This is a genomic window from Streptomyces sp. NPDC107528 (genome assembly GCF_055639295.1).
Genome location: NZ_JBVKAV010000002.1, coordinates 336,285 through 362,102, shown reverse-complemented (window position 1 = coordinate 362,102; position 25,818 = coordinate 336,285). Strand labels below are relative to the sequence as shown.

24 protein-coding genes are annotated in these 25,818 nt (G+C 71.1%); 15 read left to right on the top strand and 9 right to left on the bottom strand.

The features are described 5' to 3' along the window. Positions 1 to 50 precede the first annotated feature (50 nt). Genes ACZ7L5_RS06705 through ACZ7L5_RS06695 form a run of 3 tightly spaced genes read left to right on the top strand, consistent with a single transcriptional unit; the run spans position 51 to position 4,361 of the window. Complete coding sequence (locus ACZ7L5_RS06705) at positions 51 to 476, top strand: ATP-binding protein (RefSeq protein WP_471514972.1); 426 nt, start codon at positions 51 to 53, stop codon at positions 474 to 476. 2 nt (positions 477 to 478) lie between these two features. After that, the gene (locus ACZ7L5_RS06700) at positions 479 to 2,644 is read left to right on the top strand and encodes a P-loop NTPase fold protein (protein WP_471514970.1); all 2,166 of its coding nucleotides are present in this window, start codon (positions 479 to 481) and stop codon (positions 2,642 to 2,644) included. Positions 2,645 to 2,675: 31 nt separating this feature from the next. Then, complete coding sequence (locus tag ACZ7L5_RS06695) at positions 2,676 to 4,361, top strand: hypothetical protein (RefSeq protein WP_471514968.1); 1,686 nt, start codon at positions 2,676 to 2,678, stop codon at positions 4,359 to 4,361. Here the strand turns inward: ACZ7L5_RS06695 and ACZ7L5_RS06690 are convergent. Beyond that, positions 4,315 to 6,369, bottom strand: a complete 2,055-nt coding sequence (locus ACZ7L5_RS06690; RefSeq protein ID WP_471514967.1) for a bifunctional glycosyltransferase 87/phosphatase PAP2 family protein — start codon at positions 6,367 to 6,369, stop codon at positions 4,315 to 4,317. The two genes, ACZ7L5_RS06695 and ACZ7L5_RS06690, sit on opposite strands and share 47 nt — an antisense overlap. Positions 6,370 to 6,675: 306 nt before the next feature. Here ACZ7L5_RS06690 and ACZ7L5_RS06685 point away from each other — a divergent pair, with 306 nt between their 5' ends. Beyond that, positions 6,676 to 7,806: a DUF2330 domain-containing protein gene (locus ACZ7L5_RS06685; RefSeq protein WP_471514965.1), complete on the top strand. Its 1,131-nt coding sequence runs from the start codon at positions 6,676 to 6,678 to the stop codon at positions 7,804 to 7,806. 75 nt (positions 7,807 to 7,881) lie between these two features. Further along, a complete protein-coding gene (locus tag ACZ7L5_RS06680) occupies positions 7,882 to 8,553 on the top strand; it encodes an O-methyltransferase (protein WP_471514963.1) in 672 nt (223 codons plus the stop codon). 8 nt (positions 8,554 to 8,561) lie between these two features. Here the strand turns inward: ACZ7L5_RS06680 and ACZ7L5_RS06675 are convergent, their stop codons facing one another. Further along, positions 8,562 to 8,954, bottom strand: coding sequence for an FHA domain-containing protein (locus ACZ7L5_RS06675; RefSeq protein ID WP_328881989.1), 393 nt, complete (start codon positions 8,952 to 8,954; stop codon positions 8,562 to 8,564). Positions 8,955 to 9,052: 98 nt separating this feature from the next. On the opposite strand from ACZ7L5_RS06675, the gene ACZ7L5_RS06670 reads away from it, so the two are divergent. Further along, complete coding sequence (locus ACZ7L5_RS06670) at positions 9,053 to 9,487, top strand: DnaJ family domain-containing protein (RefSeq protein ID WP_363040584.1); 435 nt, start codon at positions 9,053 to 9,055, stop codon at positions 9,485 to 9,487. Here the strand turns inward: ACZ7L5_RS06670 and ACZ7L5_RS06665 are convergent. Then, complete coding sequence (locus ACZ7L5_RS06665) at positions 9,476 to 9,916, bottom strand: hypothetical protein (protein WP_363040585.1); 441 nt, start codon at positions 9,914 to 9,916, stop codon at positions 9,476 to 9,478. The genes ACZ7L5_RS06670 and ACZ7L5_RS06665 overlap by 12 nt on opposite strands. 5 nt (positions 9,917 to 9,921) lie before the next feature. Further along, positions 9,922 to 10,602: a hypothetical protein gene (locus tag ACZ7L5_RS06660; protein WP_471514960.1), complete on the bottom strand. Its 681-nt coding sequence runs from the start codon at positions 10,600 to 10,602 to the stop codon at positions 9,922 to 9,924. 101 nt (positions 10,603 to 10,703) lie between these two features. Here ACZ7L5_RS06660 and ACZ7L5_RS06655 point away from each other — a divergent pair, with 101 nt between their 5' ends. Next, positions 10,704 to 11,195 (top strand): GNAT family N-acetyltransferase, encoded by a 492-nt coding sequence (locus ACZ7L5_RS06655; RefSeq protein ID WP_471514958.1) that lies wholly within the window; start codon positions 10,704 to 10,706, stop codon positions 11,193 to 11,195. Positions 11,196 to 11,326: 131 nt separating this feature from the next. On the opposite strand, the gene ACZ7L5_RS06650 is transcribed toward ACZ7L5_RS06655, so the two are convergent. Next, positions 11,327 to 13,378 (bottom strand): DHA2 family efflux MFS transporter permease subunit, encoded by a 2,052-nt coding sequence (locus ACZ7L5_RS06650; protein WP_471514957.1) that lies wholly within the window; start codon positions 13,376 to 13,378, stop codon positions 11,327 to 11,329. 169 nt (positions 13,379 to 13,547) lie between these two features. On the opposite strand from ACZ7L5_RS06650, the gene ACZ7L5_RS06645 reads away from it, so the two are divergent. Next, positions 13,548 to 14,567: a peptidoglycan-binding domain-containing protein gene (locus ACZ7L5_RS06645; RefSeq protein WP_471514955.1), complete on the top strand. Its 1,020-nt coding sequence runs from the start codon at positions 13,548 to 13,550 to the stop codon at positions 14,565 to 14,567. Positions 14,568 to 14,774: 207 nt separating this feature from the next. Here ACZ7L5_RS06645 and ACZ7L5_RS06640 read toward each other — a convergent pair whose 3' ends face one another. Both ACZ7L5_RS06640 and ACZ7L5_RS06635 read right to left on the bottom strand, forming a co-directional pair. Continuing rightward, on the bottom strand, positions 14,775 to 15,458 hold the full coding sequence (locus tag ACZ7L5_RS06640; RefSeq protein WP_471514953.1) for an HAD family hydrolase: 684 nt from the start codon (positions 15,456 to 15,458) through the stop codon (positions 14,775 to 14,777). Between the two features lie 182 nt (positions 15,459 to 15,640). Next, positions 15,641 to 16,222: a TMEM165/GDT1 family protein gene (locus ACZ7L5_RS06635; protein ID WP_328881981.1), complete on the bottom strand. Its 582-nt coding sequence runs from the start codon at positions 16,220 to 16,222 to the stop codon at positions 15,641 to 15,643. Positions 16,223 to 16,620: 398 nt separating this feature from the next. Here ACZ7L5_RS06635 and ACZ7L5_RS06630 point away from each other — a divergent pair, with 398 nt between their 5' ends. From ACZ7L5_RS06630 to ACZ7L5_RS06605, 6 genes are all read left to right on the top strand, one after another. Beyond that, the gene (locus ACZ7L5_RS06630; protein WP_363035878.1) at positions 16,621 to 17,265 is read left to right on the top strand and encodes an HNH endonuclease family protein; all 645 of its coding nucleotides are present in this window, start codon (positions 16,621 to 16,623) and stop codon (positions 17,263 to 17,265) included. 139 nt (positions 17,266 to 17,404) lie between these two features. Beyond that, positions 17,405 to 19,081: an alkaline phosphatase D family protein gene (locus ACZ7L5_RS06625; RefSeq protein WP_471514950.1), complete on the top strand. Its 1,677-nt coding sequence runs from the start codon at positions 17,405 to 17,407 to the stop codon at positions 19,079 to 19,081. Positions 19,082 to 19,234: 153 nt separating this feature from the next. Then, positions 19,235 to 21,184 carry an FAD/NAD(P)-binding protein gene (locus ACZ7L5_RS06620; protein WP_471514948.1) on the top strand — a complete coding sequence of 650 codons (1,950 nt, stop codon included), beginning with the start codon at positions 19,235 to 19,237 and terminating at the stop codon, positions 21,182 to 21,184. 91 nt (positions 21,185 to 21,275) lie between these two features. Next, the gene (locus ACZ7L5_RS06615) at positions 21,276 to 21,728 is read left to right on the top strand and encodes a DoxX family protein (RefSeq protein WP_362377844.1); all 453 of its coding nucleotides are present in this window, start codon (positions 21,276 to 21,278) and stop codon (positions 21,726 to 21,728) included. Positions 21,729 to 21,957: 229 nt separating this feature from the next. After that, the gene (locus tag ACZ7L5_RS06610) at positions 21,958 to 22,578 is read left to right on the top strand and encodes a DedA family protein (protein WP_471514946.1); all 621 of its coding nucleotides are present in this window, start codon (positions 21,958 to 21,960) and stop codon (positions 22,576 to 22,578) included. 191 nt (positions 22,579 to 22,769) lie between these two features. Then, positions 22,770 to 23,402, top strand: coding sequence for a hypothetical protein (locus tag ACZ7L5_RS06605; protein ID WP_471514944.1), 633 nt, complete (start codon positions 22,770 to 22,772; stop codon positions 23,400 to 23,402). A 57-nt stretch (positions 23,403 to 23,459) separates the two neighbouring features. Here ACZ7L5_RS06605 and ACZ7L5_RS06600 read toward each other — a convergent pair whose 3' ends face one another. After that, on the bottom strand, positions 23,460 to 23,690 hold the full coding sequence (locus ACZ7L5_RS06600; RefSeq protein WP_328881974.1) for a DUF2277 domain-containing protein: 231 nt from the start codon (positions 23,688 to 23,690) through the stop codon (positions 23,460 to 23,462). 105 nt (positions 23,691 to 23,795) lie between these two features. On the opposite strand from ACZ7L5_RS06600, the gene ACZ7L5_RS06595 reads away from it, so the two are divergent. Beyond that, complete coding sequence (locus ACZ7L5_RS06595; protein ID WP_471515832.1) at positions 23,796 to 24,701, top strand: ketopantoate reductase family protein; 906 nt, start codon at positions 23,796 to 23,798, stop codon at positions 24,699 to 24,701. Positions 24,702 to 24,734: 33 nt separating this feature from the next. Here the strand turns inward: ACZ7L5_RS06595 and gap are convergent, their stop codons facing one another. Then, complete coding sequence (gene gap / locus ACZ7L5_RS06590; protein ID WP_471514942.1) at positions 24,735 to 25,733, bottom strand: type I glyceraldehyde-3-phosphate dehydrogenase; 999 nt, start codon at positions 25,731 to 25,733, stop codon at positions 24,735 to 24,737. Positions 25,734 to 25,818: the final 85 nt, after the last annotated feature.

The window sequence follows — 25,818 nt, the reverse complement described above, 5'->3', positions numbered from 1 at the left end:
TTGTATCCGTTCGGTAGCCCAGAGTAGTTGCGCGAGGTCACGCTCGTACCGTGAACGGATACATTCCCCCCACCTCCCTGGTCCCCTTCCGTGCGCAATACCGGCTGCGCCTCACCGTCGGCGAACACTCGGCCCGGCACATCCGCACCATCGCCCGCTCGCTGCTCGCCGAGTGGGCGATGCCCGCACTGACCGACGCCGTGGAGCTGGGCGTGACCGAGCTGGTCGCCAATGTCGTACGGCATGTTCCGGACCGCCGGTGCGAGGTGCTGATCTGGCGGCAGCCGGGCGGTGTGCGGGTCGAGGTGACGGACGGCTTCGCTCAACTGCCCGCGTTCGCCGTGCAGTCGGGGCCGGACGACGAGGGCGGCCGGGGGCTCGTGCTGCTGGACGCCGTGGTCGGCAAGTGGGGTGTGGATCCTGTGGCAGGGGGCGGCAAAGTGGTGTGGTTCGAGTGCTGGTGCGGAAGTACCTGAGCGTGCCGATCCTGAGAGAAGACCTCTTCGAGAATCTGCTGCCGGGCGTTCTGGAACGCCGTGAAGTCAGCGGAAGTGGAGTGAGCGAGCGCGTCCTGCGGGAGGCCGCGCAAGCACAGCGTGAGGACATTCTCGGGGAGGCCCGGGACGCGGAGAACAGGTATCAGCAGGCTGTCTCCCGGGCCGACCTGGAGGCGGAGCTCCGCGCGCTGTTGCTGAAGATCGGCACGCTGCTGCTTCTGATGCTGCTCATCACAGTGGCCGCATACGGCTGGAGCGAGGCGCTCAAGGACGCTCTGGCTCATGACCGTCCCGTCTCGATCAGGTCTGTCGCGGGCAAGGGGCTGGAAATCCTCCTCGGCATCGCCTTGATCACCGCCGGCGTGGCCTTCGTGCCCTGGTTCGCCTACTACCTTCTGTCACGCGACGCGCGGGCGGGCACACCGGCGGCCAAGGGGCGTCAACTGCTCGTCACTGGTGGCGTCGCGTACTGCCTTCTGGCGGTGGTGGGCTCGCTCGGTGTGGGGATGGCCCCGGCGGACGTCGCCTGGCAGCTCCAGCACGACCGGCCGCTCGAAGAGGGTGCGGGGGCCGGCTGGGGCTTCCTGGTGACGACGGCCGCGTTGACGGTGTCCGTACTCCTGCCCGTGGCGCTTCGCCTCTTCGCGTCGTCCGCGGCGAGGCAGTCGCTCTCCCTCTCCTACCTGATCGCCGTGCTCGATACGCGGGAGCGGAGGCAGGCGGCACTGCGAGGGGAGACCGAATGGCGGGCGGCCTTGGAGCAGGCCTTGGTGAGCTTCATTCGGGCACGCATCAGTGAACGCACCGAGCGCGTCTTCTCCACCGAACTCACCATCACCGACGCCCCTGGCCTCAGGCAGCTCCACGCCGGCCAGGAGCACGTGCCGACTCGGGCCGACCGTCAACTGGCCGTGATCAGCGCGGGGATGGAAGGCGGGAGCATTGCTCTGGCCGGTCCGCGCGGTGTGGGCAAGAGTCAACTGTTGCGGAACTTCTGCAAGGTCGAGGGAAAAGATCGCTCACCCCAGTTGAGCCTCGTCGAACCGGTACCGGTCCTCTTCGACCGGCGGGAGTTCATGCTCCACCTCTTCTTCAAGCTCTGCGACCTCGTGATCGAGGAACGGCTCGGCACGGCGGCGGAGGCCGAGCGGCACAAGCGCTCGATCCGCTACTTGCAGACCCAGTCGGACGAGGCGGCCCTCAGCGCCGGCTGGCGGAGCTGGAACCTGTCGACGCGCAGGGCGACATCGCTCGCCGAGCAGCCACAGACGTACCCCGAGATCGTGGACGCCTTGAAGAGGTTCCTCAGCCGTACCGCACAGGAGCTGGACGAGAAGGGCCGGCGGCTGGTGATCGGGGTCGACGAACTCGACCGGATCGAGCCCGCCGCCACCGCGCGCACCTTCCTCAACGAACTCAAGGCCGTCTTCGACGTGCCGAAGTGCCTGTTCCTGTTGTCGGTGTCCGACGAGGCGCTGCGGGACGCGGAGTTGGCGCCGGTGGGCCGGCGGGATGCCTTCGACAGCGCGATCGACGAGGTCGTGCGGGTCGAACCGCTGGATCAGGAGACGGCCGAGCGGCTGCTGGCACGTCGGGTGGTGAAGCTGCCGGTCCCGTTCGCCGCCCTGTTCCACTGCCTGTCGGGCGGCATGCCGCGTGATCTCCTGCGGACGGCACGCGCGGCCTTCTCGTACGTGTCGACGGAGGACGCACGCGCGCTGGGCGACCTGGCCGCACGGCTGGTGGAGCGCGAGGTCGACCGCATAGCCAACACCGCCGGCGGCTCCGAGGAGCACGCCGAGCTGGCGCAGCTCTTCCACCGGGACGTGCTCGCCGAGGACGCCCCGCTCGGCGCACTCGGAAACATCATCCATCAGCAGGCCGGGGCGACCGCCGAACGTGCCCGGATGGGCGCGACGCTGGCCAACCGCGCCTACCACCTGGACACCGTGCAGCAGATCTTCACGAACCGACTCACCGAGCAGCGGATCATCACGGCCTCCGATCCCCACCACCCCGGCTCCTTCGCCGCCCTCGCCAGAGCCCAACGCGAGATCGGCACCGCGGACACCCTCGCCCGCGCCACACTCCAGCGGGTCAGAACAGCCTGGTCACTGCCCTCCCTGCCGTCCATGCCCATGGCCTGAAGCGGAAGGAAGGCAGCCACTTCATCGGCCGATGAACGTTCCCACCCCGTTCCACGTCTTCGATCACGTGGCCCAAGCCGACCTCACCAGCACCCGCACCCGCCCGAGCGCCCCGCAGCAGGCACCCCCTGCCCGGGAGCGGTTGCTGGACACGATCTGGGCCCGCCACCGAATACCCCTCCTCGCCACCCTCCCCACCGTCCCCCTCTACGCGATCTGGGCCCTGTTCCTCGCCACCGGCGGCGGTGACCTGGCCGCGCAGGACGCCTGGACCGGCTTCGCCACCCGGCACGGCGGTTCGGCCTACAACCTGTTCTGGTACGGGGGCACGCACACCGCCAACTACAGCCTGATCTCGCCCTACCTGATGGCCGCGCTCGGCGTCCGCACGGTGACCGTCGTCTCCGGGCTCGCCGCCACCTGGCTGGCGGCGGTCCTCATCACTCGCGCCAAGGGCATCCCGCGCCCTCTCGGCCCGGCCCTGCTCGCGGCCTTCGCCCTGTGGTGCAACGTGGCCTCCGGCCGCACCACCTTCGCGCTCGGTGTGGCCTTCGGACTGGCCGCCTGTCTGCTGCTGACCCGTGAGAAGCGGCTCGTGCTCGCCGCCGCGTACGCGGCCCTCGCTACGATGGCGAGCCCCGTGGCCGGACTGTTCCTCGTCGTCGTGGGCGCCGCGTTCCTCCTCACCCGCGACTGGGCCCGCGCCCTCACTCTCCTCCTCCCGCCCGCCGTCACCGTCGGCGCGACGACCCTCCTCTTCCCCTTCAAGGGCGAGCAGTTGATGTTCGCCGACCGCATATGGCCGCCCTTCTTCCTGGGCCTCGCCGTCACGTTCCTGGCCCCGCGCTCCTGGCGTGTCGCCCGCTGGAGCGGTGCCGTCTACGCGGCCGGGGCGGTCCTGACGTATCTCATCCCCTCCCCCATCGGCACGAACGTCGAGCGCTTCGCCGAGTTGTTCGCGCCCGCGGCCCTCCTCGCCGTCCTGGTGGCCCAGCCCCGGCTCGCGAAGGTCCGCCGGAATCTGCTGATCGCCGCCCTCGTCTTCTCGGTCGGCTGGGTCACCAAGAAGACCGGCGACGACCTCTACGTCTCCACCACCGTGCCCGCCTGGGCCGTCGAGACCCAGGGAGTGGTCCGCGCCCTGGACCATCTCGGCGCCGACCGCACCCGCGTCGAGGTCGTGCCCGCCCGCAACCACCGCGAGGCCAGCGGACTCGCCCCGCACGTGAACATGGCCCGCGGCTGGAATCGTCAGCTGGACATGGAGCGGGCCAGGCTGTTCTACGACGGGTCGTTCTCCGCGGGGACCTACCGGAAGTGGCTGGACCGCTGGGCCGTCGGATACGTCGTCCTCCCGCTGGGCAAGCCCGACGGGTACGCCAAGGTCGAGGCCCGGCTCATACACGAGGACCGGCCCGAGTGGCTGGAGCCCGTGTGGCAGGACGAGCACTGGCGGATCTTCCGGGTGCGGGAGGCCGTACCCCTCGTCTCCGATCCCGCGAGCGTGGTGTCGACGTCCAGCGCCGACCTCGTCGTACGCATGTCCCGGGCCGGATCGGCGACCGTACGGGTCGCCTACTCCCCCTGGCTGCACGCCGACGGCGGCGGCTGCCTCACGCGGCAGGGCGAGTTCACCCGCCTGACCGTCACCGCCCCCGGCGAGTACCGGATCAGCTCGGAGTACGGGCCTTCGCCGGAGCCCGGGAGTCGCTGCTGACCTTCTCGGCCTGTGCCGTGACCGTCCGCGCGCGTGGGCCCTGGAACAGGTACGTCATCCCGAAGCCCGCGCCCACGACGGCGGCGCCGCCGACCGCGTCCAGGACCCAGTGGTTGCCGGTGACGACGATCGCGGTGAGCGTGAACAGGGGGTGCAGGAGGCCCAGGGCCTTCATCCACCATCTGGGGGCGAGGATGAGGATCACCAGGCCGCACCACAGGGACCAGCCGAAGTGCAGGGACGGCATTGCCGCGTACTGGTTGGTGAGTTCGGTGAGGGTGCCGTAGTCGGGCCTGGAGAAGTCCTGTGTGCCGTGGACCGTGTCGATGAAGCCCAGGCCCGGCATCAGGCGCGGGGGCGCGAGCGGGTAGAGCCAGAAGCCGATCAGGGCGAAGACGGTGGCGAAGCCGATGGCCGTGCGGGCCCAGCGGTAGTCGACGGGGCGGCGCCAGTAGAGGACGGCGAGGATGGCGAGCGGGACGCCGAAGTGGAACGACTCGTAGTAGAAGTCGAAGAAGTTCCGGACCCAATCGACCTGCACGACGGCATGGTTGGCCCAGCGTTCGATGTCGATGTGCAGGGCGCGTTCGATCGAGTAGATCTCCTCGCCGTGTTCCTCGGCGGTGACCCGGCCTGCCGAGTTGGAGCCGCCCGCGGCTGCCAGGCGGATCTGGGCGTAGGCGTAGTACGTGACCCGGATGAGGAGCAGCTCGAAGAGCAGGTTCGGGCGGGTGATCACGCGGCGCAGGAACCGCACCAGCGGGATGTGCCGGAAGCGGGACGGGACCGGTGTGGCGTACTCGGTGGGGATCGGTGTCTGCCAGTACTGCGACGTGCGGGACAGGAAGGGCACGACGGCGGCCGTGGCGAGGGCGGCCAGGAGGACGAGGTCGGCGCGCAGGGGGTGGAGGAACACCTTGTCCGGCACCATCATCCGGGCCGGCAGCGTCATGATCAGGATGACGGCGACCGGCCACACGTACCGGTCGGAGTCCCGTTTGCCGACCTGGCCGACGATCGCGAGCAGCACCCACAGCAGCTGGTGCTGCCAGGCGGTGGGGGACACGACGATCGCCGCACAGCCGGTGACGGCCACCGCCAGCAGGAGCTGCCCGTCGTGGGCGTAGCGCACGGCCCGGCGCATGGCGAGGACGGCGACGGCGGCGCCGAGGACCAGGAAGAGGGCGATCTCCAGCGGGCCGGTCAGCCCCAGCCGGAGCAGGGCGCCGTGCAGGGACTGGTTGCCGAGGTCGTCGGCCCGGCCGCCGAGCCCGACGCCGACCATGTGGTGCACCCAGTAGGTGTACGAGTCGCGCGGCATCGCCGCCAACGCGAGTGCCGTGCACGCGGCGAACGTGGCCCCTGTGGAGAGCGCGGCCCGGCGCCGGCCGGTGAACCACAGCAGCGGGGTGAACAGCAGCAGGGTCGGCTGCAGCGCGGCCGCGACGCCGATGAGCACGCCGCTGGTGCGCTCGCCGCGGGCGGCGAAGCAGCCGAGCAGCACGAGCAGGACCGGCATGATGCTGGTCTGGCCGAGATAGAGGGTGTTGCGCACCGGCAGCGACAGCATCAGCAGGCTGATCGCGACGGGCGCGGCGAGCAGCGAGGTCCGGCGGCTCACGGGCTGCGGCAGGGCACGGGCGGCGACCAGGCCGAGGGCGACGACGAGCAGGAGCGTGCCGAAGGTCCAGCCCCAGCCGAGGGCCTGTTCGGCGGCGCGGGTCAGCGGCTTGAGGACGAGCCCGCCGAACGGCGTACCGGTGAACTGCGTCGAGTCGTACAGCGAGCCCTTCACATGCAGGACGCCGTTCGGCCCGACCCAGGTCTCCAGATCCGTCAGCCGCTCCCCGCGCGGCGTACTGAGGACGACGGCCACCTGCCGTAGGGCGAGCATCGCGACGACCAGCCACAGACCGAGGCGCGCCACGCGCACGCGTGCCTGGACCCTGCCGACGGCCGTGGCTCCGAGTGCCTCCGCCGGTCGCCCACCGTGATCCGCATTCGCCACGCCTCGTCGGCCTCCCGCCCCGGTCGTCACACACGTCCCACGCGTCAGGAATCCTTACGAACCCTATGCGGCTCGCACCCCCGGAGGGAGAGACGCAGGCAACCCCGACTTCACCTGACGTCCGCTCTCCTTTTGTCCGGAGACGATAGTCGCGGGGCTGTTCGCCCGCCTCCGGTGGGTCACCCCGGCGGGCCGGAATCGATCACATCGCCGGACCCCGGCCACGGAACCGCACCATCCGCCGTACCGTCTGAACCGCCGCCGTCATGGTGGTGGAGGGGCTTGCGGGGATGGAGGGGCTGCGCGATGGCGGACTTACTGCGGGCAGGTACGGGCAGGCGGGTTCTGACGGTCGTCCTGGCGTTGCTCGCCCTCCAGCTCGGCCGGTTCGCGGCTCCCGCCCGGGCGTGCGGCTGCGGGGCCATGGTGCCCGGCGACGCGGCGCGCGTGGCGGTCGGGCGTGAGGAGTCCGTCGTGCGGTGGGACGGGGTGCGCCAGCAGGTCGTGATGCGGCTGACCGTCGGCGGGGACGCCGAGCGGGTCGCGTGGATCATGCCGGTGCCGGGCCGCGCCACGGTTCGTCTCGGCGACCCGGCCCTCTTCGAGGATCTGCACGACATCACGGCGCCTGTGCGCCGCACCCGCTACCACTTCTGGCCCGAGGACGGCGACTGGCCTCTGGTGAGCGGCGACGGCTCCGCGGGCGCCCCGCCGCCCCCGCCCGGTGCCGGCGCTCCGGTGGGCGTCGTCGGCCGGCAGCGGCTCGGCCCGTTCGACGTGGCCCGGCTGACGGCCACCGACCCCGGTGCCCTGGACGGCTGGCTGGACAGCAACGGCTTCGCACTGCCGCCCCGCCTGACGGGAGCCCTGCGCCCCTATGTCGACCAGCGCTGGGAGTACGTGGCCGTCAAGCTCACCCCGCGGACCACCGGTACTCCCCTCACCGGCGCCCTCGACCCCCTGCACCTCACCTTCCGCACCGACGAGCCGGTCTACCCGATGCGCCTGTCGCGCCCCGCGGACACACCGCAGTCCCTGGGCCTGTACGTCCTCGCCGCACACCGTATGGAACCGGCGTCCCCGATCGGCGGGGAACGTCCTCGCGTCACCTACGCCGGCCGGGTCACGGCGCGGACGGGACCGCTCGCCGAACTGGCGGCCGGCACACCGTTCCTCACGGCGATCGGCCAGGAGTTCCCGTTCCCCGAACGCATCGTGGGCGACCACGAGCTGCGCCGGGCACCGGCCGACGACCCCTTCCAGCAGGTGATCCACGAGGACCGGCTGCGCAAGGTGGCCGGAATCCCGGCGTGGCTGCTGACGGTGACGGGCGGGCTCGGCCTCGCCCTGGCGACGGCCGCCTGGTTCGCCGTACGACGCACCCGGCGGCCGGAGCTGCCGACACCCCCCGTGCAGCCGCCTGCGCCGGCTGCCTGAATCCACCATTCTGGTATCACCGACGGCGAAGACGGGTAGTTAGCGCATCTAACTAGCCATAGGAAAGGCAAGGCGATGAGCGAGTCGCAGCTCTGGGACGACGTCGACGAGTACTTCTCCGCCCACCTCTCACCGGATGACGAAACACTCCAGGCGGCCCTGCGGGAGAGCGACGCGGCCGAGCTCCCGCAGATCGCCGTCAGCCGGTCCCAGGGTAAGTTCCTCCAGCTCCTCGCCCAGATCCAGGGCGCCCGCAACATCCTGGAGATCGGCACGCTCGCCGGGTACAGCACCATCTGGCTGGCCCGCGCCCTGCCCGCCGACGGCCGCCTGATCTCGCTGGAGTACGACCCCCGGCACGCCGAGGTCGCCACCCGCAACGTCGCGCGGGCCGGCCTGGACAAGCTCGTCGAGGTCCGGGTCGGCCCGGCCCTGGAGTCGCTGCCCAAGCTGGCCGACGAGAACCCGGCCCCCTTCGACCTGGTCTTCATCGACGCCGACAAGGCCAACAACCCGCACTACGTCGAGTGGGCCCTCCGGCTCACCAGCACGGGCAGCCTGATCGTCGTCGACAACGTGGTGCGCGGCGGCGGGGTCATCGACGCCGACAGCACGGCCCCGGACATCCGGGGCACCCGGACCGCCATCGAACTGATCGGCAGCCACCCGAGGTTGAGCGGCACGGCGATCCAGACGGTGGGCAGCAAGGGCTACGACGGCTTCGCGCTGGCGCGCGTACTGGCGTAAGGCGCGGCTCAAGCCTCGTGGTAGAAGCCGACGTTGATGCTGCGCGGCTCGGTGCGGTCATGGATGACGATCTCGCCGCTGCCGCCCCTGGGCAGCGGCACGGTCCCGCCGTAGCCGATCGGCTGGGCGTACTGCCCCACGGTCAGCCGTACCTCGGAGGACGGGTCCGGCTGAGAGCCGCGCAGCCACGTCACCTGCCAACTGCCGTCGGGGCCGCACAGGAACTCCAGGTGGACCCGGGAGATGAACAGCCACTCGTCCGGCGTCACCAGCCGGCACACCGACTTGTCGCGGCCCACCCGCAACACGGCGCCCGGCTCGCTGGGCGCGTCGGCCATGAGCATGCCGGCCGTGGCACCCTCGTCCGCCGCGGACACGGCGGCCATGGTGAGTTCGAGCACGTGCGCTCCTTCTGAAACGTCCTTGTACGGCGGCCGTTTTGGCCACCGAGGCCGCATGATAAATCGCCCGGCACCGCCGCGTCCGGCACAATGAACTCATGACCGAGCGAAAGCCCCCCGGCGTCCCGTTCGAGTCCTGGGTCGACAAGCAGATCCACGACGCACAGTCCCGCGGCGACTTCGACAGACTGCCCGGCACCGGAAAACCGCTGCCGACCGACCTGGAAGCGCCGTACGACGAACTGTGGTGGGTCAAACGCAAGATGGCCCGTGAGGGCCTGTCGGTCCTGCCCCCGGCCCTGGCCCTGCGCAAGGAGGCGGAGGACGCCCTGACCGCGGCGTACGCGGCTCCCACGGAACGGACGGTCCGGAAGATCATCACGGACGTCAACGTCAAGATCCGCGACATGCTGCTGAAGCCGCCGCCCGGCCCTCCCCTGGGCCGTAAGCCGTACGACGTCGAAGAGGTCGTACGGCAGTGGCGGGAGAGGCGCCGGGCGGCGGGCGAGTCGGGTGTTGCGTCAGAGGCGTAGGAGCCGCTCCGCCAGCTCGCGATAGTCGCGCAGCGCGAGCCGCAGCTGCTCGGTGTCGGTGGACGACGCGCCCTTGCCCTCGGCCGGATCGTTGGCCTGCCAGGCCCCGCGCAGAGTACGGCGGCGCTGCGTCACCGCCTCGGTGAAGCGGGCGGCGAGCTCCTCCAGCACCCGGTCGGCCTCCTCCACGGCACCCCGGGGGCCGTCGACGAATCCGGAGACCGCGTGCTGGAGCTTGAGCTCGTACTTGTCGGACTCGTCGTGCGGGAAGAGCCGCGCGCCCGCACGCCCGCCCTTCACGGGAGCCGCCGCACGCGCCTCACTGCCACGCCGCTCGCTCCCACCGGTGGGCGCGACCGGGGGCGCGCTCTTCGCGAGGTCGTGCTCCGTCACCTTGCCGGCACCCATGCCGGTCGCAGCATCGGTCATGTCACTCAACTCCCCTTCGCGTGACGGGTGAACGTCCACGGCAGATGCCCGCGGTGCCCGTTGCTGCGGACGGGTGCCTGCCCGTCGGTGTCCCTGCGGGACTCGTGGAAAGCCCGCCGCCGCCCGACCGGCCCCGACAGTTCCTCGAACAGGGCCCGGGCCTCGATCATGGCCTCGCGCATCTCCTCCGTACCCGCACCTCCGCCTTCCCGTTCGGCACCCCCGCGCGCGTGGGCGACGTGGTGCACGTGCCGGTAGCCCTGCACATGGTCCGCGTGGTGCACGGCCAGCGCAGCGAGCTGCTCCTCGTACCGCGCGCCGTCCGGGAACCCGCGTGCCTGCGCCAGTTCCGCGAGCAGCCGGTCCGCCTCGTGGACGGCCTCCTTGGGCGACTCGACGAAGTGCTCCTGGGCAGCAGCCCAGCGCGCCTCGAACCGCTCGGCCTCGGTCGGCTCCAACGGCCGCTCCCGCAGCCCGCCGTGCCGCTCCACCAACTGAGCCAGCTCACGCTCGGCAGCCTTGACGTCCCCGTCGTGCCGGGCCACGGCCCGCTCGTATTCGGGCCCGAAGCGCCGCTTCAGACCCCGACCGCCCTGCGCACCCCGAGTACGCAGGGCCAGCACGGCCACGCCGAGCACGACGACGACCGCCGCTATCACGATCAGAATGATCACACCTGTGGACATGTGTGCCGGGTTGCCCCCAGAACGCTCCTCAAACGGCCGCCGAACCGGCCGCCCACAAACTCGGTTGCGAGCCCACCAGTCCTCTCACCGACAATGCGGCCATGACCTGGACCGTAGCCCACGAACCCGCCGACTCCCCCGTAGCCAAGGCTCTCTGGCGGGCGTACTACACCGAGGTCAGCGACCGCTACTACCTGCTCCACAAGGGCCACCCCACCGACCCGTCCGAATTGTCCCGCGAGCTCGCCAACCCACCGACCACCGAACTCACCCTCCCCAAAGGCCAGTTGCTGGTGGCCCGCTACGAGGGCGAGCCGGCCGGATCAGTCGGCATCAGACTGCTGAACCCGAACACAGCAGAACTCACCCGGGTGTTCGTGCACCCGAAGATGCGAGGCAAGGGCGGCGGCAAACTCCTGGTCCTCTCAGCCGAGGCCACAGCCCGCACGCTCCACGCGACCCGCATGATCCTGGACACCCGCCACGACCTGACAGAGGCACGCGCCCTGTACACAGCCCTGGGCTACGAGGAAACACCCCCACACAACGACGGCGTCTACGCCGAGCACTGGTTCACGAAGCCCCTGCTCTGATGCACGGCGGATGTCGGCCCCCGCGGCGCGGCATCCGCGTACGGCGGCAAGGGGACGTGCCGGGGGGGTCCGCCCGCAGGCGCTAGGCGAACCCCACCGGACAGCGACGGGCCGCCGCAGACACCCGGCGCTCAAGAATCCCGCGGCTGCTCCCGATCGGACCCGCACAACTCCTCGGTCAACTCCTTCACCAACTGCGCCAGATCGGTAGGCCGATCCGGCCCCCACCAGTCCCCCAACAACTCCGCCAACGACTCCTCCCGAACGAGCGCCAACCGCTCGGCAACCTCCCGCCCCCGATCCGTCAGCACCAGATCGAGCCCCTCCCGAACAGCCAACCGCCGCCCCTCCACCTGCCGAGCCGCATCGAGAATCACGGACAGCGGTACAGAACTCCGGTCGGCGAGCACCCCCGGCTCCACCCACCCGTACCTCTTGATCCGCAACAACAGCCAACTGGCCGCCGGCAACAGGTCGTACCCCGCCCGCTCGGTGATGTCCCGGTACACCTCCCGCCGCCCCTCCCGGGTACCCAGCACCGACAACGCCCGGCACACCTCGTCGTAGGACGACCGCTCGACGGGATTACTGGCCAGCGTCTCGGTGACGTCGGGCGCGGTCACGGACCCCCGCAGCTTGTCCTCCCGCAGGAACCAGGCGAGCACGAACCCCACCAGCGCGACCGGCGCCGCATACAGAAACACATCGGTGATCGACGACGCATAGGCGTCCAACGCGGCCGGCCGCAACGCCGCAGGCAGTTCCCCAATGCCCCGCGGATCCGCCTCCAGCCCCTCCAACGAGACCCCGGCCGGAAGCGAGACCCCCCGGAACGCCTCGACCAGCTTGTCATCGAGCCGGCCGGCGAAGATCGTCCCGAAGATGGCCACACCGAACGACGCCCCGATGGACCGGAAGAACGTCGCCCCGGAGGTGGCCACGCCGAGATCCTCGTACGACACGGCGTTCTGCACGATCAGCACCAGCACCTGCATGACCAGCCCGAGCCCCAGCCCGAAGACGAAGAAGTAGACGCTCATCTCCCAGGCGGAGCTGTCCATGTCCAACTGGTGAAGCAGCAGCAGCCCCAGCGTGGTGACCCCCGTCCCCGCGATCGGGAACACCTTCCAGCGTCCGGTACGGCTGACGATCTGCCCCGACCCGGTGGACGCCAGCAGCATGCCGGCCACCATCGGCAGCATGTGCAGCCCGGACGTGGTCGGGCTGACTCCCTGCACGACCTGGAGAAACGTCGGCAGGTAGGTCATCGCGCCGAACATGGCGAACCCGACGATGAAGCTGATGACAGCGGAGAGCGAGAAGGTCCGCACGCCGAACAGCTTCAGCGGCAGCACGGGCTCGGCAGCCCGCCGCTCAACGGCGACGAACGCAACGGCGAGCACCACCCCGAGCACCGCCAGCCCGACGATCTGAACCGACCCCCACGCCCATGTGGTCCCGCCGAGGGAAGCAACCAGCACGAGACACGTCGCGACAGACGCGATGAGGAAAGTGCCCAGGTAGTCGATGACATGCCGCGTCGACTTACTCGGAAGGCGCAGCACGACAGCGATGACGGCAAGGGCGACGGCCCCGATGGGCAGGTTGATGTAGAACACCCACCGCCAGCTCAGATGCTCCGTGAACACACCGCCGAGCAACGGCCCGAGCACACTCGTCGCCCCGAACACGCCCCCGAACAGCCCCTGATACCGCCCACGCTCCCGCGGCGGGACGATGTCGCCGACGATCGCCATGGAGAGCACCATGAGCCCGCCGCCCCCGACCCCCTGAATGGCGCGGAAGGCGATGAGCTGGGCCATGTCCTGCGCCATGCCGCACAGCGCGGAGCCGACGAGGAAGATCACGATCGCGATCTGGAACAGCCGCTTGCGCCCGTACTGGTCACCGAGCTTGCCCCACAGCGGAGTCGCGGCCGTGGACGCCAGCAGATACGCGGTCACGACCCAGGACAGATGCTCCAGACCGCCGAGGTCGCTGACGATGGTGGGCAGGGCGGTCGACACGATGGTCTGGTCGAGTGCGGCGAGCAGCATGCCGAGGAGCAGCGCGCCGATGGAGACGAGGACGTTGCCGGGCACGTTCTCGTGCGCGTCGGCTCGCCGTTGCGGGGGCTGCGCGTCACGCACATCTCCCGTCATACCGTGCGCGTCCTCGGCCATGAAGACCTCCCGAGCGTCTCGTTACACCTCCCATGCATCTCCCATCGTGATCGATTTGATCAGTTATGGCCTGTCGAGTCCCTTTGGAAGCGGTCCTTCCGGGGGTTGCGGAGGCGACGTGATGAACGTCTGCATAATCTGGGGAGTTCGCGAGGGGAGGGACGAACACGTGACTGAGCCGACGGGGGCGCAGGGTTCGAACGGCCAGGACGGCCAGGACGGCCCGATAGGCCGGAACGGTCACCTCTGCCCGGAGTGCGGTACGCCGAGAGGGGCCGACAACACCCCGTCCTGCGGCTGCGGCCTGCGCGTGTCCGAGGCCCTGCGAGACGCCCGTACGGCGGAGGCGGCCGCGGCGGAGGACTTCGATCCCCTGCGGATACGGCCATACGTGGAGCTGGAGGGTACCGGCGAAGCGGACGGCGGGACGATGCCGCTGCGGGCGGTGCCGGCACCGCCGCCCACCCCCATGGCGCCCTCGGCCACGACGCCGAGCGCGGATGACCTGATCCTTTTCGAGCCGGACGGGAAGTCCGACGGGCCGGATCCGACCGGCGGTGATCCTGGCGTGGCCGCCGCCCGTCGGCGTCGTAGGCGTACGGTCCTGCTGGGGGCGGGCGGAGCGCTCGTGGCTGTCTTCACGGCGGCGGGGCTGGCGAGCGGTCTGTTCACGTACGAGGCGCCGGTACGAGAGACGGCGCTGCCGGACGACGTACGGGCGAGCGTGCCCGCGCCGTCGACCAGCGATACCCGGGAGACGCCGTCGCCCACGGAGGCGTCGACGCGGCCGGCGGCGCCGGCGTCGACTCCGTCGCCCACCCAGAGCGCGTCCACTTCCCCGTCGCCGTCGAGGTCGAGCGCGTCGTCCCCTCCTCCGTCACCGACGACGGAACCGACGAACACCCCGTCCACCACCGAGGCCGCCGACTCCCAGGAGGACTCCGCCGCCGCGCGGGACCCCGGCCCTGCGACCCTCCAGCGCGGCGACCGTGGCCCCGAGGTCACGGAGCTCGAACTCCGCCTGACCCAACTCGGCCTCTACACACGGGAGGCCAGGGGCAACTACAACGAGGGCGTCGAGGACGCGGTCATCCGCTACCAGTGGGCCAGGGGCGTCCAGCCGGACGAGTACGGGGTGTATGACCTGGCTACGCGGGAGAGGTTGGAGTCGGAAACGACGGAACCGTGACGCGGTGCGCCTGAGAGCTCGGGGGTCCGGGTCCCATGGCGCCTGCGGACCGCGCGTGGCTGGTCGCGCAGTTCCCCGCGCCCCTTAGGGGGTGCAGTACCGTCAGCTGTTCGGCCGGCCTGGCCTGGGCCCACCCGCCGGCGCGGGTGAGCGTCCCGGCCTCCGCGCTCAGCCCCATGCGGGGCGCCCCGCGACAGCAGCCGCTCCCTAGCCGACGTACACCCGCATCGTCCCGTCCCCCACAGCCTCCACCCGAACCTCCCGCAAGTCCGAGACCAGCGCGTCCGGTCCGTGGAACCCGGCACGGGAGCCGACCCCCACGACCCGCATCCCGGCCGCGCGCCCCGCCTCGATCCCCGCGCCCGAGTCCTCGAACACGATGCAGTCCTCCGGCGCGATCCCCAGCTCGGCGGCCCCCTTGAGGAAGCCCTCCGGGTCGGGCTTGCTGGCGCCCACGGATTCCGCGGTGACCCGCACATCCGGCTGCTCAAGGCCGGCGGCAGCCATCCGCGCCGTGGAGAGCGGCACATCGGCGGACGTCACGAGCGCATGCGGCAGCCCCCGCAGGGAGGCCAGGAACTCCGGCGCCCCAGGAATCGGCACCACGCCCTCCACATCCGCCGTCTCCTCGGCGAGCATGCGCGCGTTGTCGGCGTAGTTCTGCTCCATCGGCCGGTCGGGCAGCAGCAGGGCCATCGAGGCGTACCCCTGCCGCCCGTGGACGACCTTCATCACCTCGTCGCCGTCGAGCCCGTGCCGCTCGGCCCAGCGACGCCAGATCCGTTCCACGACGGCGTCGGAGTTCACGAGGGTGCCGTCCATGTCGAGCAGGAGGGCACGGGCGGTGAGCACGGCGGGCGTGGGCGTGGTGGGCACGGCGGTGGCCGACATCGGCAGCTCCAGGGCGAGGGGCGCGGGGGTACAGAGGTGGCCCCCGGAGGGACAAGGTGGTCCCGCCCGCCGGTCAGGGAAAACGGGCGGGGACCACTTTGTTCCCCCACGGTACAAAACGCGGCCCCCTTCGCGCCACCGTCTCCGGAAACCATTCACCGACAGTTCAGCCGGCGATCGGTTCAGCCGGCGATCGCCTCCCACAGGCTCCACAGGCCCAGCCCGAGCATCAGCAGCGCCGCCACCTTGGTGATCAGCTTCAGCGGCACCCGCCGCATCAGCGCCTTCCCGCCGACGATGCCGATCGCCGCCACACTCCACAGCGCCAGCACCGCACCGATACCGACCGACAGCGGATCGTCGTAGCGGGCCGCGAGGTTCGCCGTCATGATCTGCGTCAGATCACCGAACTCGGCGACCAGGATGAGCATGAACCCGGCGCCGGACACCTTCCAGAAGGACTGGTTCTCCGGCTTGCGGACCTCCGTCTCGTCCTCGTCCTTCTTCATCAGCAGCACCGCGGCGCCGCCGAGGAAGAGCACACCGGTGAGCGCCTGCACGAGCTGCTGCGGCAGCAGCGTCAGTACGCTGCCGGCCGCCACGGCCAGCGCGACATGCACCGCGAACGCGGCGGCGACACCGGCGAAGACGTACGAGGCGCGATAGCGGGTGCCGAGGACGAGCCCGGCGAGCGCGGTCTTGTCGGGCAGTTCGGCGAGGAAGACGACTCCGAAGACGACCGCCGTCACGGTAAAGCTGATCAAGGTTCCTCAATCGGTCGGGCTGCCCCACCGAGAGCACTGTCACTGCACTGCGACACCTCGGCACGGCAGCACACTCGGCACCCGTGCCGTAGGGCACGGGCGTGCACTGCTTGCCGAAGGTCTCGCTGGCCGACCTCGGATTCGAGGTCCGCCTCCGGGCGCCGGCTCAGACGAGCTGAGCAGTATGTCGACGGTCCGGCGAAGAGCTACTCCCCTTCTGCGCCACCCATCGTACGCGAGCCCGCTCACCGGTCCACAGAAAGAAAGTCCCGCCCTCAACCTTGTCGTGTCATGAACGCGACACTAACTTCTCACCCGACGCACACCTCCCCGCAACACGGCGAGACGAGCATTCCATCGCTCGCTCGCCAACACCCCCACCTCCCAAGGGAGTCAGCATGTCGAAGTTCTACGCGCGTCGACGGGTCAGCATACTCGCGGCCCTCAGCGGCCTCATAGCCTCCGTCGCGCTTTTCAACGCTCCGACCGCCTCCGCCGCGCTCCCCACGCCCGTCAGCGGCGCCACCGCCCGCAGCTACCTCGCCCAGCTCACCGTGGCCACCGAGGACCGCACCGGTTACGACCGCGACCTCTTCCCGCACTGGATCACCCAGTCCGGCGCCTGCAACACCCGTGAGACCGTCCTCAAGCGCGACGGCTCGGGCGTCGTCACCGACTCCTCCTGCGCCGCCACCAGCGGCAGCTGGTACTCCGTCTACGACGGCGCCACCTGGACGGCCGCCTCCGACCTCGACATCGACCACCTGGTCCCGCTGGCCGAGGCGTGGGACTCCGGCGCCGACAGCTGGACCACCTCGCGGCGCCAGTCCTTCGCCAACGACCTGACCCGCCCGCAGCTGATCGCCGTCACCGACAACGTCAACCAGGCCAAGGGCGACCAGGACCCGGCCACCTGGATGCCGTCGCGCACGGCCTACCGCTGCACCTACGTGCGCGCCTGGGTGCAGGTGAAGTACTACTACGGCCTCTCGGTCGACTCGGCGGAGAAGTCCGCCCTGACGAACTACCTCTCCGGCTGCTGACGAGGCACCGGGGCGGCGAGGCAGCGCCGACGCGTGCCTGACGCGGTCCCGCCGGAGTTCGGCAAACCGTGATCTGCGGAACCTCCCCGTTCCCCTCCGTCGTTCCGTACCGTACGGGGCGACGGAGGAGGGCGATCACGTGACCGAACTGCGGCTTGGCCCACTGCTGAGGTACGCCGACGGCACGTCCGCGACCGTCTGGGTCGAGGCGAGCCGCCCGTGCGCGGCCGAGGTGCGCGGCGCCGACGGCGCCCACGGAGAGTCCCGTACCTTCCAGGTCGCGGGCCATCACTACGCCCTGATCCCGGTGACCGGCCTCACTCCGGGCACCGCACAGCCGTACGAGGTCCTCCTCGACGGCGCCCGCGTGTGGCCGCTGCCCGACTCGCCCTTCCCGCCCTCCCTCATCCGCACCCCCGTCGACGGCGACACCGACACCGTCCGCCTCTCCTTCGGATCCTGTCGCTGGGCCGCACCGCCCGCCGGTGAGCCGGACCCGGTCGGACCGGACGCCCTGGACACCCTGGCCGCGCGGATCGCCGCCGAGCCGGACGGGGAGCGGCCGGATGTGCTGGTGCTCCTGGGTGACCAGGTGTACGCGGACGAGACGTCCAAGGCGACCAGGCGCTGGCTGGCCGCGCGCCGCGATCTGAGCGAACCGCCGGGCGACGAGGTCGCGGACTACGAGGAGTACACCCGGCTGTACTACGAGTCCTGGCTCGACCCCGAGGTGCGCTGGCTGCTGTCCACCGTGCCCAGCTGCATGATCTTCGACGACCACGACGTCATCGACGACTGGAACACCTCGGCCGCCTGGCTCGCCGACATGCGGGAAACGAGCTGGTGGCGCGAGCGGCTGCTCAGCGGGCTGATGTCGTACTGGGTCCACCAGCACCTCGGCAACCTGTCGCCGGCCGAGCTGGCCAGCGATCCGCTCTACGCCGCCGTACGTGACACCCCCGACGGCACCGACCTGTTGCGCTCCTTCGCCTGCAAGGCGGAGGCCGAGCCCGCCTCCGTCCGCTGGAGCTACCGGCGCGACTTCGGCCGCGTACGGCTGCTGATGGTGGACACCCGGGCGGCCCGCGTCCTCGACGAGGGCTCGCGATCCATGCTCAACCCGGGCGAGGCGCGATGGCTGCGCGAGCAGGCGCTCGACGCGCGTGGTTCGTACGACCACCTCCTGATCGGTACGTCCCTGCCGTGGCTGCTGCCGCACCTGGTGCACGACGCCGAGGCGTGGAACGCCTCGCTGTGCCGGGGTGAACGCGGCGAGCGCTGGGCGCGCTTCGGGGAGGATCTGCGGCGGCGGGCCGATCTGGAGCACTGGGCGGCCTTCCCGTCGTCCTTCGACGCGTTGACGGAGCTGATCGCCGAGGTCGGGTCGGGGGCGCAGGCACCGGCGACGGTGTGCGTGCTGTCGGGGGACGTGCACCACGCGTACGTGGCCGAGCCGACCTGGCCGGACGGCAGTGGGCCCGACGCCCGTGTCCTTCAGCTGACCTGCTCGCCCGTCCACAACGCCATCCATGCGGCGATCCGGCTCGGCTTCCGCTTCGGCTGGAGCGGAGTGGGCCGCTGGCTCGGACGGCGGTTCGCGGGGCACGGAGGATGTCCCCAGCCGCCGGTCGACTGGCGCCGCACGGGCGGGCCCTGGTTCGGCAACCAGCTCATGACGCTGACGCTGCGGGGGCGTTCGGCCCGGCTGCGGCTGGAGCAGGCACGGGCGGTGCGAGGGGCGGGGGCCGAGGGTGCCCGGGGCCGGGGTGCCGCGGCGCGGCTGCGGACGATCGCGGAGTCCGAACTCGCCCCGTAAACAGACGGTTCCACCGCATAGAGGCTCGCGTGTGGCGTGACGCACGTGATGTTCGTGATGCATCCCACACTCACTCGTCCCAGGACTCGGTTCACGCCGCTCCCGACGGCATGATGAGCCGGACCGTCCGCTTCCACCCGACGGTTCGCTCCAATGCGCCCCACACGCCCGGGAGTCACCCTTTTGTCTGCACCGCCCTCCGCACCGACCCCGGGCTCCCCCACGGTCTCCGTCGCCCTGGTCGGCGCCGGCCCCCGCGGCACCAGCGTCCTGGAACGCCTCTGCGCCTCCGCTCCCGAACTCCTCCCGCCCAGGGCGCGTCTCACCGTCCATGTGATCGACCCGGCACCGCCCGGGCCGGGGCGCGTCTGGCGGACCGCGCAGTCGCCCGAGCTGCTCATGAACACGGTGTCCTCGCAGGTCACGCTGTTCACCGACGACAGCGTCGACTGCTCGGGCCCGATCCGGCCCGGCCCCAGCCTGTACGAGTGGGCGGCGGGCACGCTGGACCCGGACGAGTACCCGACCCGAGCCCACTACGGCCGGTACCTGGAGTGGGTGTTCGCGACGGTCGTCCGCGAGGCGCCGCCGGCCGTGCACGTCGAGACGTACGCGGCCCGCGCCGTACGGCTGGACGACGCCCCCGACGGCAGCCAGGCCCTCACCCTCGACGACGGCAGCGTGCTGCCCGGCCTGTCCGCCGTGGTCCTCGCGCAGGGGCATCTGCCGACGGCCGCCGACGCGCTTCAGCGCCGCCTCACCGCGTACGCCGAAGGCCACGGCCTGCACTACGTGCCGCCCGCGAACCCGGCCGACATCGACCTCTCACCCGTATCCCCCGGCGAACCGGTGCTGTTGCGCGGCCTGGGCCTCAACTTCTTCGACCACATGGCCCTGTTGACGACGGGCCGCGGCGGCAGCTTCGTCCGCGCCGAGGGCCGTCGGGGTCTGCGCTACGTCCCGTCCGGCAACGAGCCGCGCCTGTACGCCGGTTCGCGGCGGGGCATCCCGTACCAGGCGCGCGGCGACAACGCGAAGGGGGCGTACGGCCGCCACCTCCCGCTCGTCCTGACGCCCGAGGTGATCGCCGGTTTCCGCAAGCGGGCGGACTCGGGCGAGGCACCGGACTTCCTCGCGGAGATATGGCCGCTGGTGGCGAAGGAGGTGGAGACGGTGTACTACGCGGCACTGATACCGCAGGCGCGACAGCGGGCGGCCTTCACGGAACGCTTCCTGCCCCTCCCCCACCGCGCACCTCAAGAGGCGCTGCTGCTCGACGAGTTCGGCGTCCCGGAGCGTGAGCGCTGGAGCTGGGACCGGGTGTCCCGGCCGTACGCGGGATGCGACTTCGCGGATCCGGGGCGGTGGCGCGACTGGCTGCTGGAGTATCTGCGCGAGGACGCGGCCCAGGCCGCCCGGGGCAATGTGCACGGTCCGCTGAAGTCGGCCCTCGACGTGCTGCGCGACCTGCGCAACGAACTGCGGCTCGTCGTCGACCACGGCGGCCTCACCGGCTCCTCCCGCCGGGACCACCTGGACCGCTGGTACACCCCGCTCAACGCCTTCCTCTCCATCGGCCCGCCCCGACGGCGTGTGGAGGAGCTGGTGGCGCTCATGGAGGCGGGTGTGGTGGAGGTGCTCGGGCCGCGGCTGGAGGTGCGGGAGGAGCGGGGAGCGTGGGTGGCGCACTCCCCCGAGGTGCCGGGCTCGGCGGTGCGGGTGACGGCGCTCGTCGAGGCGCGGCTGCCGGAACCGGACCTGCGCCGCAGCGCCGACGACCTGCTGGCGCAACTGCTGAAGACCGGGCAGTGCCGGCCGCACACCCTGAATGGCTACGAAACGGGAGGACTTGACGTCACACAGCGGCCGTACCGCCTGATCGACCGTCAGGGACGCGCACACGAACGGCGGTTCGCGTTCGGGGTGCCCACGGAGGGCCCGCACTGGGTGACGGCGGCTGGGGCGCGGCCAGGTGTGGATTCGGTCACTCTTTCGGATGCGGACGCGGTCGCCAGAGCGGTGCTACATGCGGTTGTTCCTGGGCCGGGAGGGGGCACCGAGGCGACGCGATGGCCGAATGTTGAACTTGCAAGTGTTGATTAGGGCTACCTAACGTGGGGCTTACCGATCAGTATCCGTCCCCACACCCGTCCCGCCATGGGACCGGTACACCTCAGACCGAGGGAGTCCCCACATGACCGGACGCCTCAACAGCGCCCAGCCGTATGCCATCGGCCTGTTCCGCATCGTCGTCGGCCTGCTCTTCGCCTGCCACGGCGCCATGTCCCTCCTCGGCGCCTTCGGCGGCGTCGACGGCAAGGGCGGGACCGCCGCGACCGGCGCCTGGCCCGACTGGTACGCGGCCGCCATCGAGCTCGTCGGCGGCAGCCTGGTCCTGCTCGGCCTCGGCACCCGCATAGCCGCGTTCATCGCCTCCGGCGCCATGGCCTACGCGTACTTCAAGGTCCACCAGCCCGAGGGGCTGTGGCCCATCGAGAACAGCGGCGAGGGTGCCGCGATGTACTGCTGGGCCATGTTCCTGCTGATCTTCACCGGGTCCGGCGCGTTCGGGCTGGACCGGCTGTTCGCCAAGCGCTCCGGCACGCAGGGCAGGACGGCGCCGGACCAGACGCCGGTCACCGCCTGACGGCCACGGCTCGCGCATGACGGCGCCCGCACCCGCGAGGCTCACGCGGGTGCCGGCGCCGTTCGCTTCGCTGCGGCCGTGTGAACATGCTGTGCCGAACACACGAGCCCCCGATGAACCTCCTGTCACACCCCCGGCGTACGCTGTATGGCTGTCATAGGCCGCCCCTGCCGCTCCCCCGCGACGTCGCGGCACGGTCTGGCCACGGGGGGAAACACGGGGAGTTGCGGTGCTCGAGGGTCTCGAGGACGTGGGTTCGCTGACAGCGGGCCCTTGGATCTATGTGGTGGTGGGCCTGTCGGTCCTGCTGGACGTGTTCGTACCGGTGCTGCCCAGCGGCGTTCTGGTGATCACAGCGGCGACGGCGGCGGCCGCCGGCTCGGGTGCCGCGACCGGTCAGGTCCCCGGCGAGGTCCCCGACATCCTGGCCCTGACGCTGTGCGCCGCGACGGCCTCCGTCCTGGGTGACCTGGTCGCCTACCGCCTCGCCTGGCGCGGCGGCGCCCGACTGGACCGCGCCATCGCCCGCTCCCGCCGCCTGACCTCTGCGCAGGAACGTCTCGGCACAGCCCTCGCCCGAGGCGGCGGCGCCCTGGTGGTACTGGCCCGCTTCGCCCCGGCCGGCCGCTCGGTCGTCTCGTTCGGCGCCGGCGCCACCCACCGCAGCGCCCGCGACTTCCTTCCCTGGTCCGCCCTGGCCGGCCTCGCCTGGGCCGTCTACAGCGTGGCCCTCGGCTATTTCGGCGCTCAGTGGCTGGGAGCGACGTGGCTGGCGACGGCGGTGTCGGTGGGGGCGCTGTTCACGGCGGGAGCGGTGGCGACGTACTTGGTGCGGCGCAGGCCGGCGTAGACCTCTGTGACGCTGAGTGGCCGCACGAGCACATCGCGTGCACGATGGATCCCACGCAATGGGGCAGGCGCCGCCTACCAGGTCGCTCGACGTCAGTCAGCGCGATGTCGGCCAGGTCGATGTCCATCAGGCCGACCGATGGGTTCGCGTCCGTCTCGCCCCGCCGCCGCGAGGAAAGGGACCCCCCTGGCATGAGTGCCCGCGCGCCGAAGGCCACGAGACCATCGCAGCGCTCCCGCGTGCGCGCAGCCCTGGCAGGACTGCTCCTCGCGGCCACCGGTGCCGCGACCCTGGTCTCCTGCGGCGGGGGTGACGAAGGCGACGGCGCCGCCTCTCCCAGGCCGACCCCTACTCCCCCCGATACGGCCTCGTTCTCCGGCACGGCGGCCACGGCTCTCTCCTCGCTCGAGGCATCCGCCCGCGAACGGGCCTCCGCCGCGGCCTCCTCCGCCTCCGCCCGCGCCTCGGAGTTCGAGGCATCGGTGTCGGCCGAGATCATGCGGGCCAACCAGGCCGCCCAGCGGGAACTCGAGGACGTCGACGGCCGCGGCAACGCCACCGGGGACGTGTCGCTCACCGGAAAGCCGCGCGCCGATACGGGCGGTCTGCTGGCCGTCGTCGTGAACATCACCAACCGCACCGACGAGACCGCGTCCTACGCGGTGCAGGTCGACTTCCGCGACCCCGAGGGCAAGGTCGCCGAGACCCGGTTCGTGGGTGCGGAGGACCTGGAACCCGGCGAGAAGGCACAACCGCTCGCCATCAGCCGTAAGCCCCCCGAGCCACGCCTGACCGCCGAGATCGCCAAGGCGCAGCGGTACTGACGCCCACGATCACGGGAAGGCGCGTCACCTCGATCCGGCGGGCCCCGGAGGAACCCTCTAGCCCGCCCGGCGGACGGCCTGCCCCCGGATCTCCAGGCCGGCCAGCAGGTCGGCCGTGGCTTCGGCGATCACATCCACGGCGCGGTCGAAGACCTCCTGGTTGTGCGCGGCCGGGGCGCGGAAGCCGGAGACCTTGCGGACGTACTGCAGGGCGGCGGCGCGGATGTCTTCCTCCGTCGCCTCTTCGGGCAACGCGGGCGGACGAAGTGTCTTGATGCTGCGGCACATGCCTAACAGTCTCCCTCGGACAGGGCCATGTCTGCCATGATCACGCCCAAGGCGGCCACCAGTGAGGGGCCGACCGACGAGAGGAACCGCATGACGGCGCATCGCATGACGGCGAACGACCGACGCACGGTGGCGGTACTGGGCCCGGGCGGCATAGGCGGCCTGCTCGCCGCACTCCTGTCCAGGTCCGGGCACCGCGTCATCTGCCTGGCCGGCGACGAGACGGCCAAGGCCCTGCGTACGACCGGAATCCAGGTCCGCAGTGGCCGTTTCGGGAACTTCACGGCTCAGGTGGAGGCGGACACCGAGCTCCGTGAACCCGTCGACGCCTGCCTGATCACGGTCAAGGCCACCGCCCTCGACACGGCCCTGACCCGCGCCCCGCGCACAGCGCTCGGCGACGCCGTGATCGTCCCCTTCCTGAACGGCGTCGAACACCCGGAGACCCTCCGCGCCCACTACGCCCCGGACCGCGTCGCCCCCGCAGTCATCCGCGTCGAGTCGACCCGGGTGGCGCCCGGGGAGATCGAGCACACAAGCCCCTTCGCGGAGATCGACCTGACGGGCGACACCGCCCCCCGCGACCACCTCGAAGCCCTCGCACAGACCCTGAACACAGCCGGCCCCACCACCCGCGTCCTCCCGGACGAGACGGCGGCCCTCTGGGCGAAGATGTCCTTCCTGGCCCCCTTCGCCCTCCTCACCACCCGACACGCCCTCCCTCTCGGCGACGTACGCACGCACCACCGCGAGGAGTTGACGTCCCTGGTCGAGGAGACGGCAGCCGTCAGCCGTGCCTGCGGCGGCCCCGCCGACCCGATCGCGGCCCTCGCCCGCTACGACGCCTTCCCGGCCGCCACCAAGTCGTCCATGCAACGCGACGCCGAGGCCGGCCGCCCCCTCGAACTGGACGCGATCGGCGGGGCGTTGCTACGAGCCGCCGAACGCCACGCGGTACCGGCACCCGTAACGGCACGCCTGGTGGCCGAGTTGAGGGACGCGGGCCACTAGCCACCGCACACCCGTTGTGACTGAGCGCTCCGGTCAGCGGGTGGCGAGGAACTCGAGCGTGTCGATCACGCGGTTCGAGAAGCCCCACTCGTTGTCGTACCAGGCGACCACCTTGACGTGGCGGCCGTCGACGCGGGTGAGGGCCGAGTCGAAGATCGACGAGGCGGGGTTGCCCACGATGTCGGACGAGACCAGCGGGTCGTCCGAGTACTCGAGGACGCCGGCGAGCGGCCCTTCCGCCGCGGCACGGTACGCCGCCAGCACGTCGTCGCGGGTCACGTCGCGGGCGACGGTCGTGTTGAGTTCGACGATCGAGCCCACCGGCACCGGTACGCGGATCGAGTCGCCCGACAACTTGCCTTCGAGGTTCGGCAGCACCAGGCCGATCGCCTTGGCGGCACCGGTCGTGGTCGGCACGATGTTGACGCCGGCGGCCCGGGCGCGACGGGCATCGCGGTGCGGGCCGTCCTGGAGGTTCTGCTCCTGCGTGTAGGCGTGCACCGTCGTCATGAACCCGTGCTCGATACCGGCGAGTTCGTCGAGCACCTTGGCCAGCGGCGCGAGCGCGTTGGTGGTGCAGGAGGCGTTCGAGACGATCGTGTGCAGGGCCGGGTCGTAGGAGTCCGTGTTGACCCCGAACGCGAGCGTGACGTCGGCGCCGTCCGACGGCGCGCTGACGAGTACCTTCTTCGCGCCCGCGTCGAGGTGGGCGCGGGCGGCCTTCGCCGAGGTGAAACGGCCTGTGGCCTCAAGGACGATGTCGACGCCCAGCTCGGCCCACGGCAGCTGCGCCGGTTCACGCTCGGCCAGCACCGTGATCCGGCGGCCGTCGACGACGAGGGCGTTCCCGTCGACGGTCACCGGGCGCCCGAGCCGGCCGGCCGTGCTGTCGTAGGCGAGCAGCCGGGCGAGAGTGGCGGGCTCCGTCAGGTCGTTGACGGCGACGACCTCCAGGTCGCTGCCGCGCTCCAGCAGTGCGCGCAGCACATTGCGTCCGATGCGGCCGAAACCGTTGATGGCGATGCGAGTCATGAGTGATGTCCCTTCCCTTCGCCACCAGGGTCGCCCGCGGCTCGCGCCCCTGACAGTGGCGGGATCGCCATGGTTCAAAAGGATC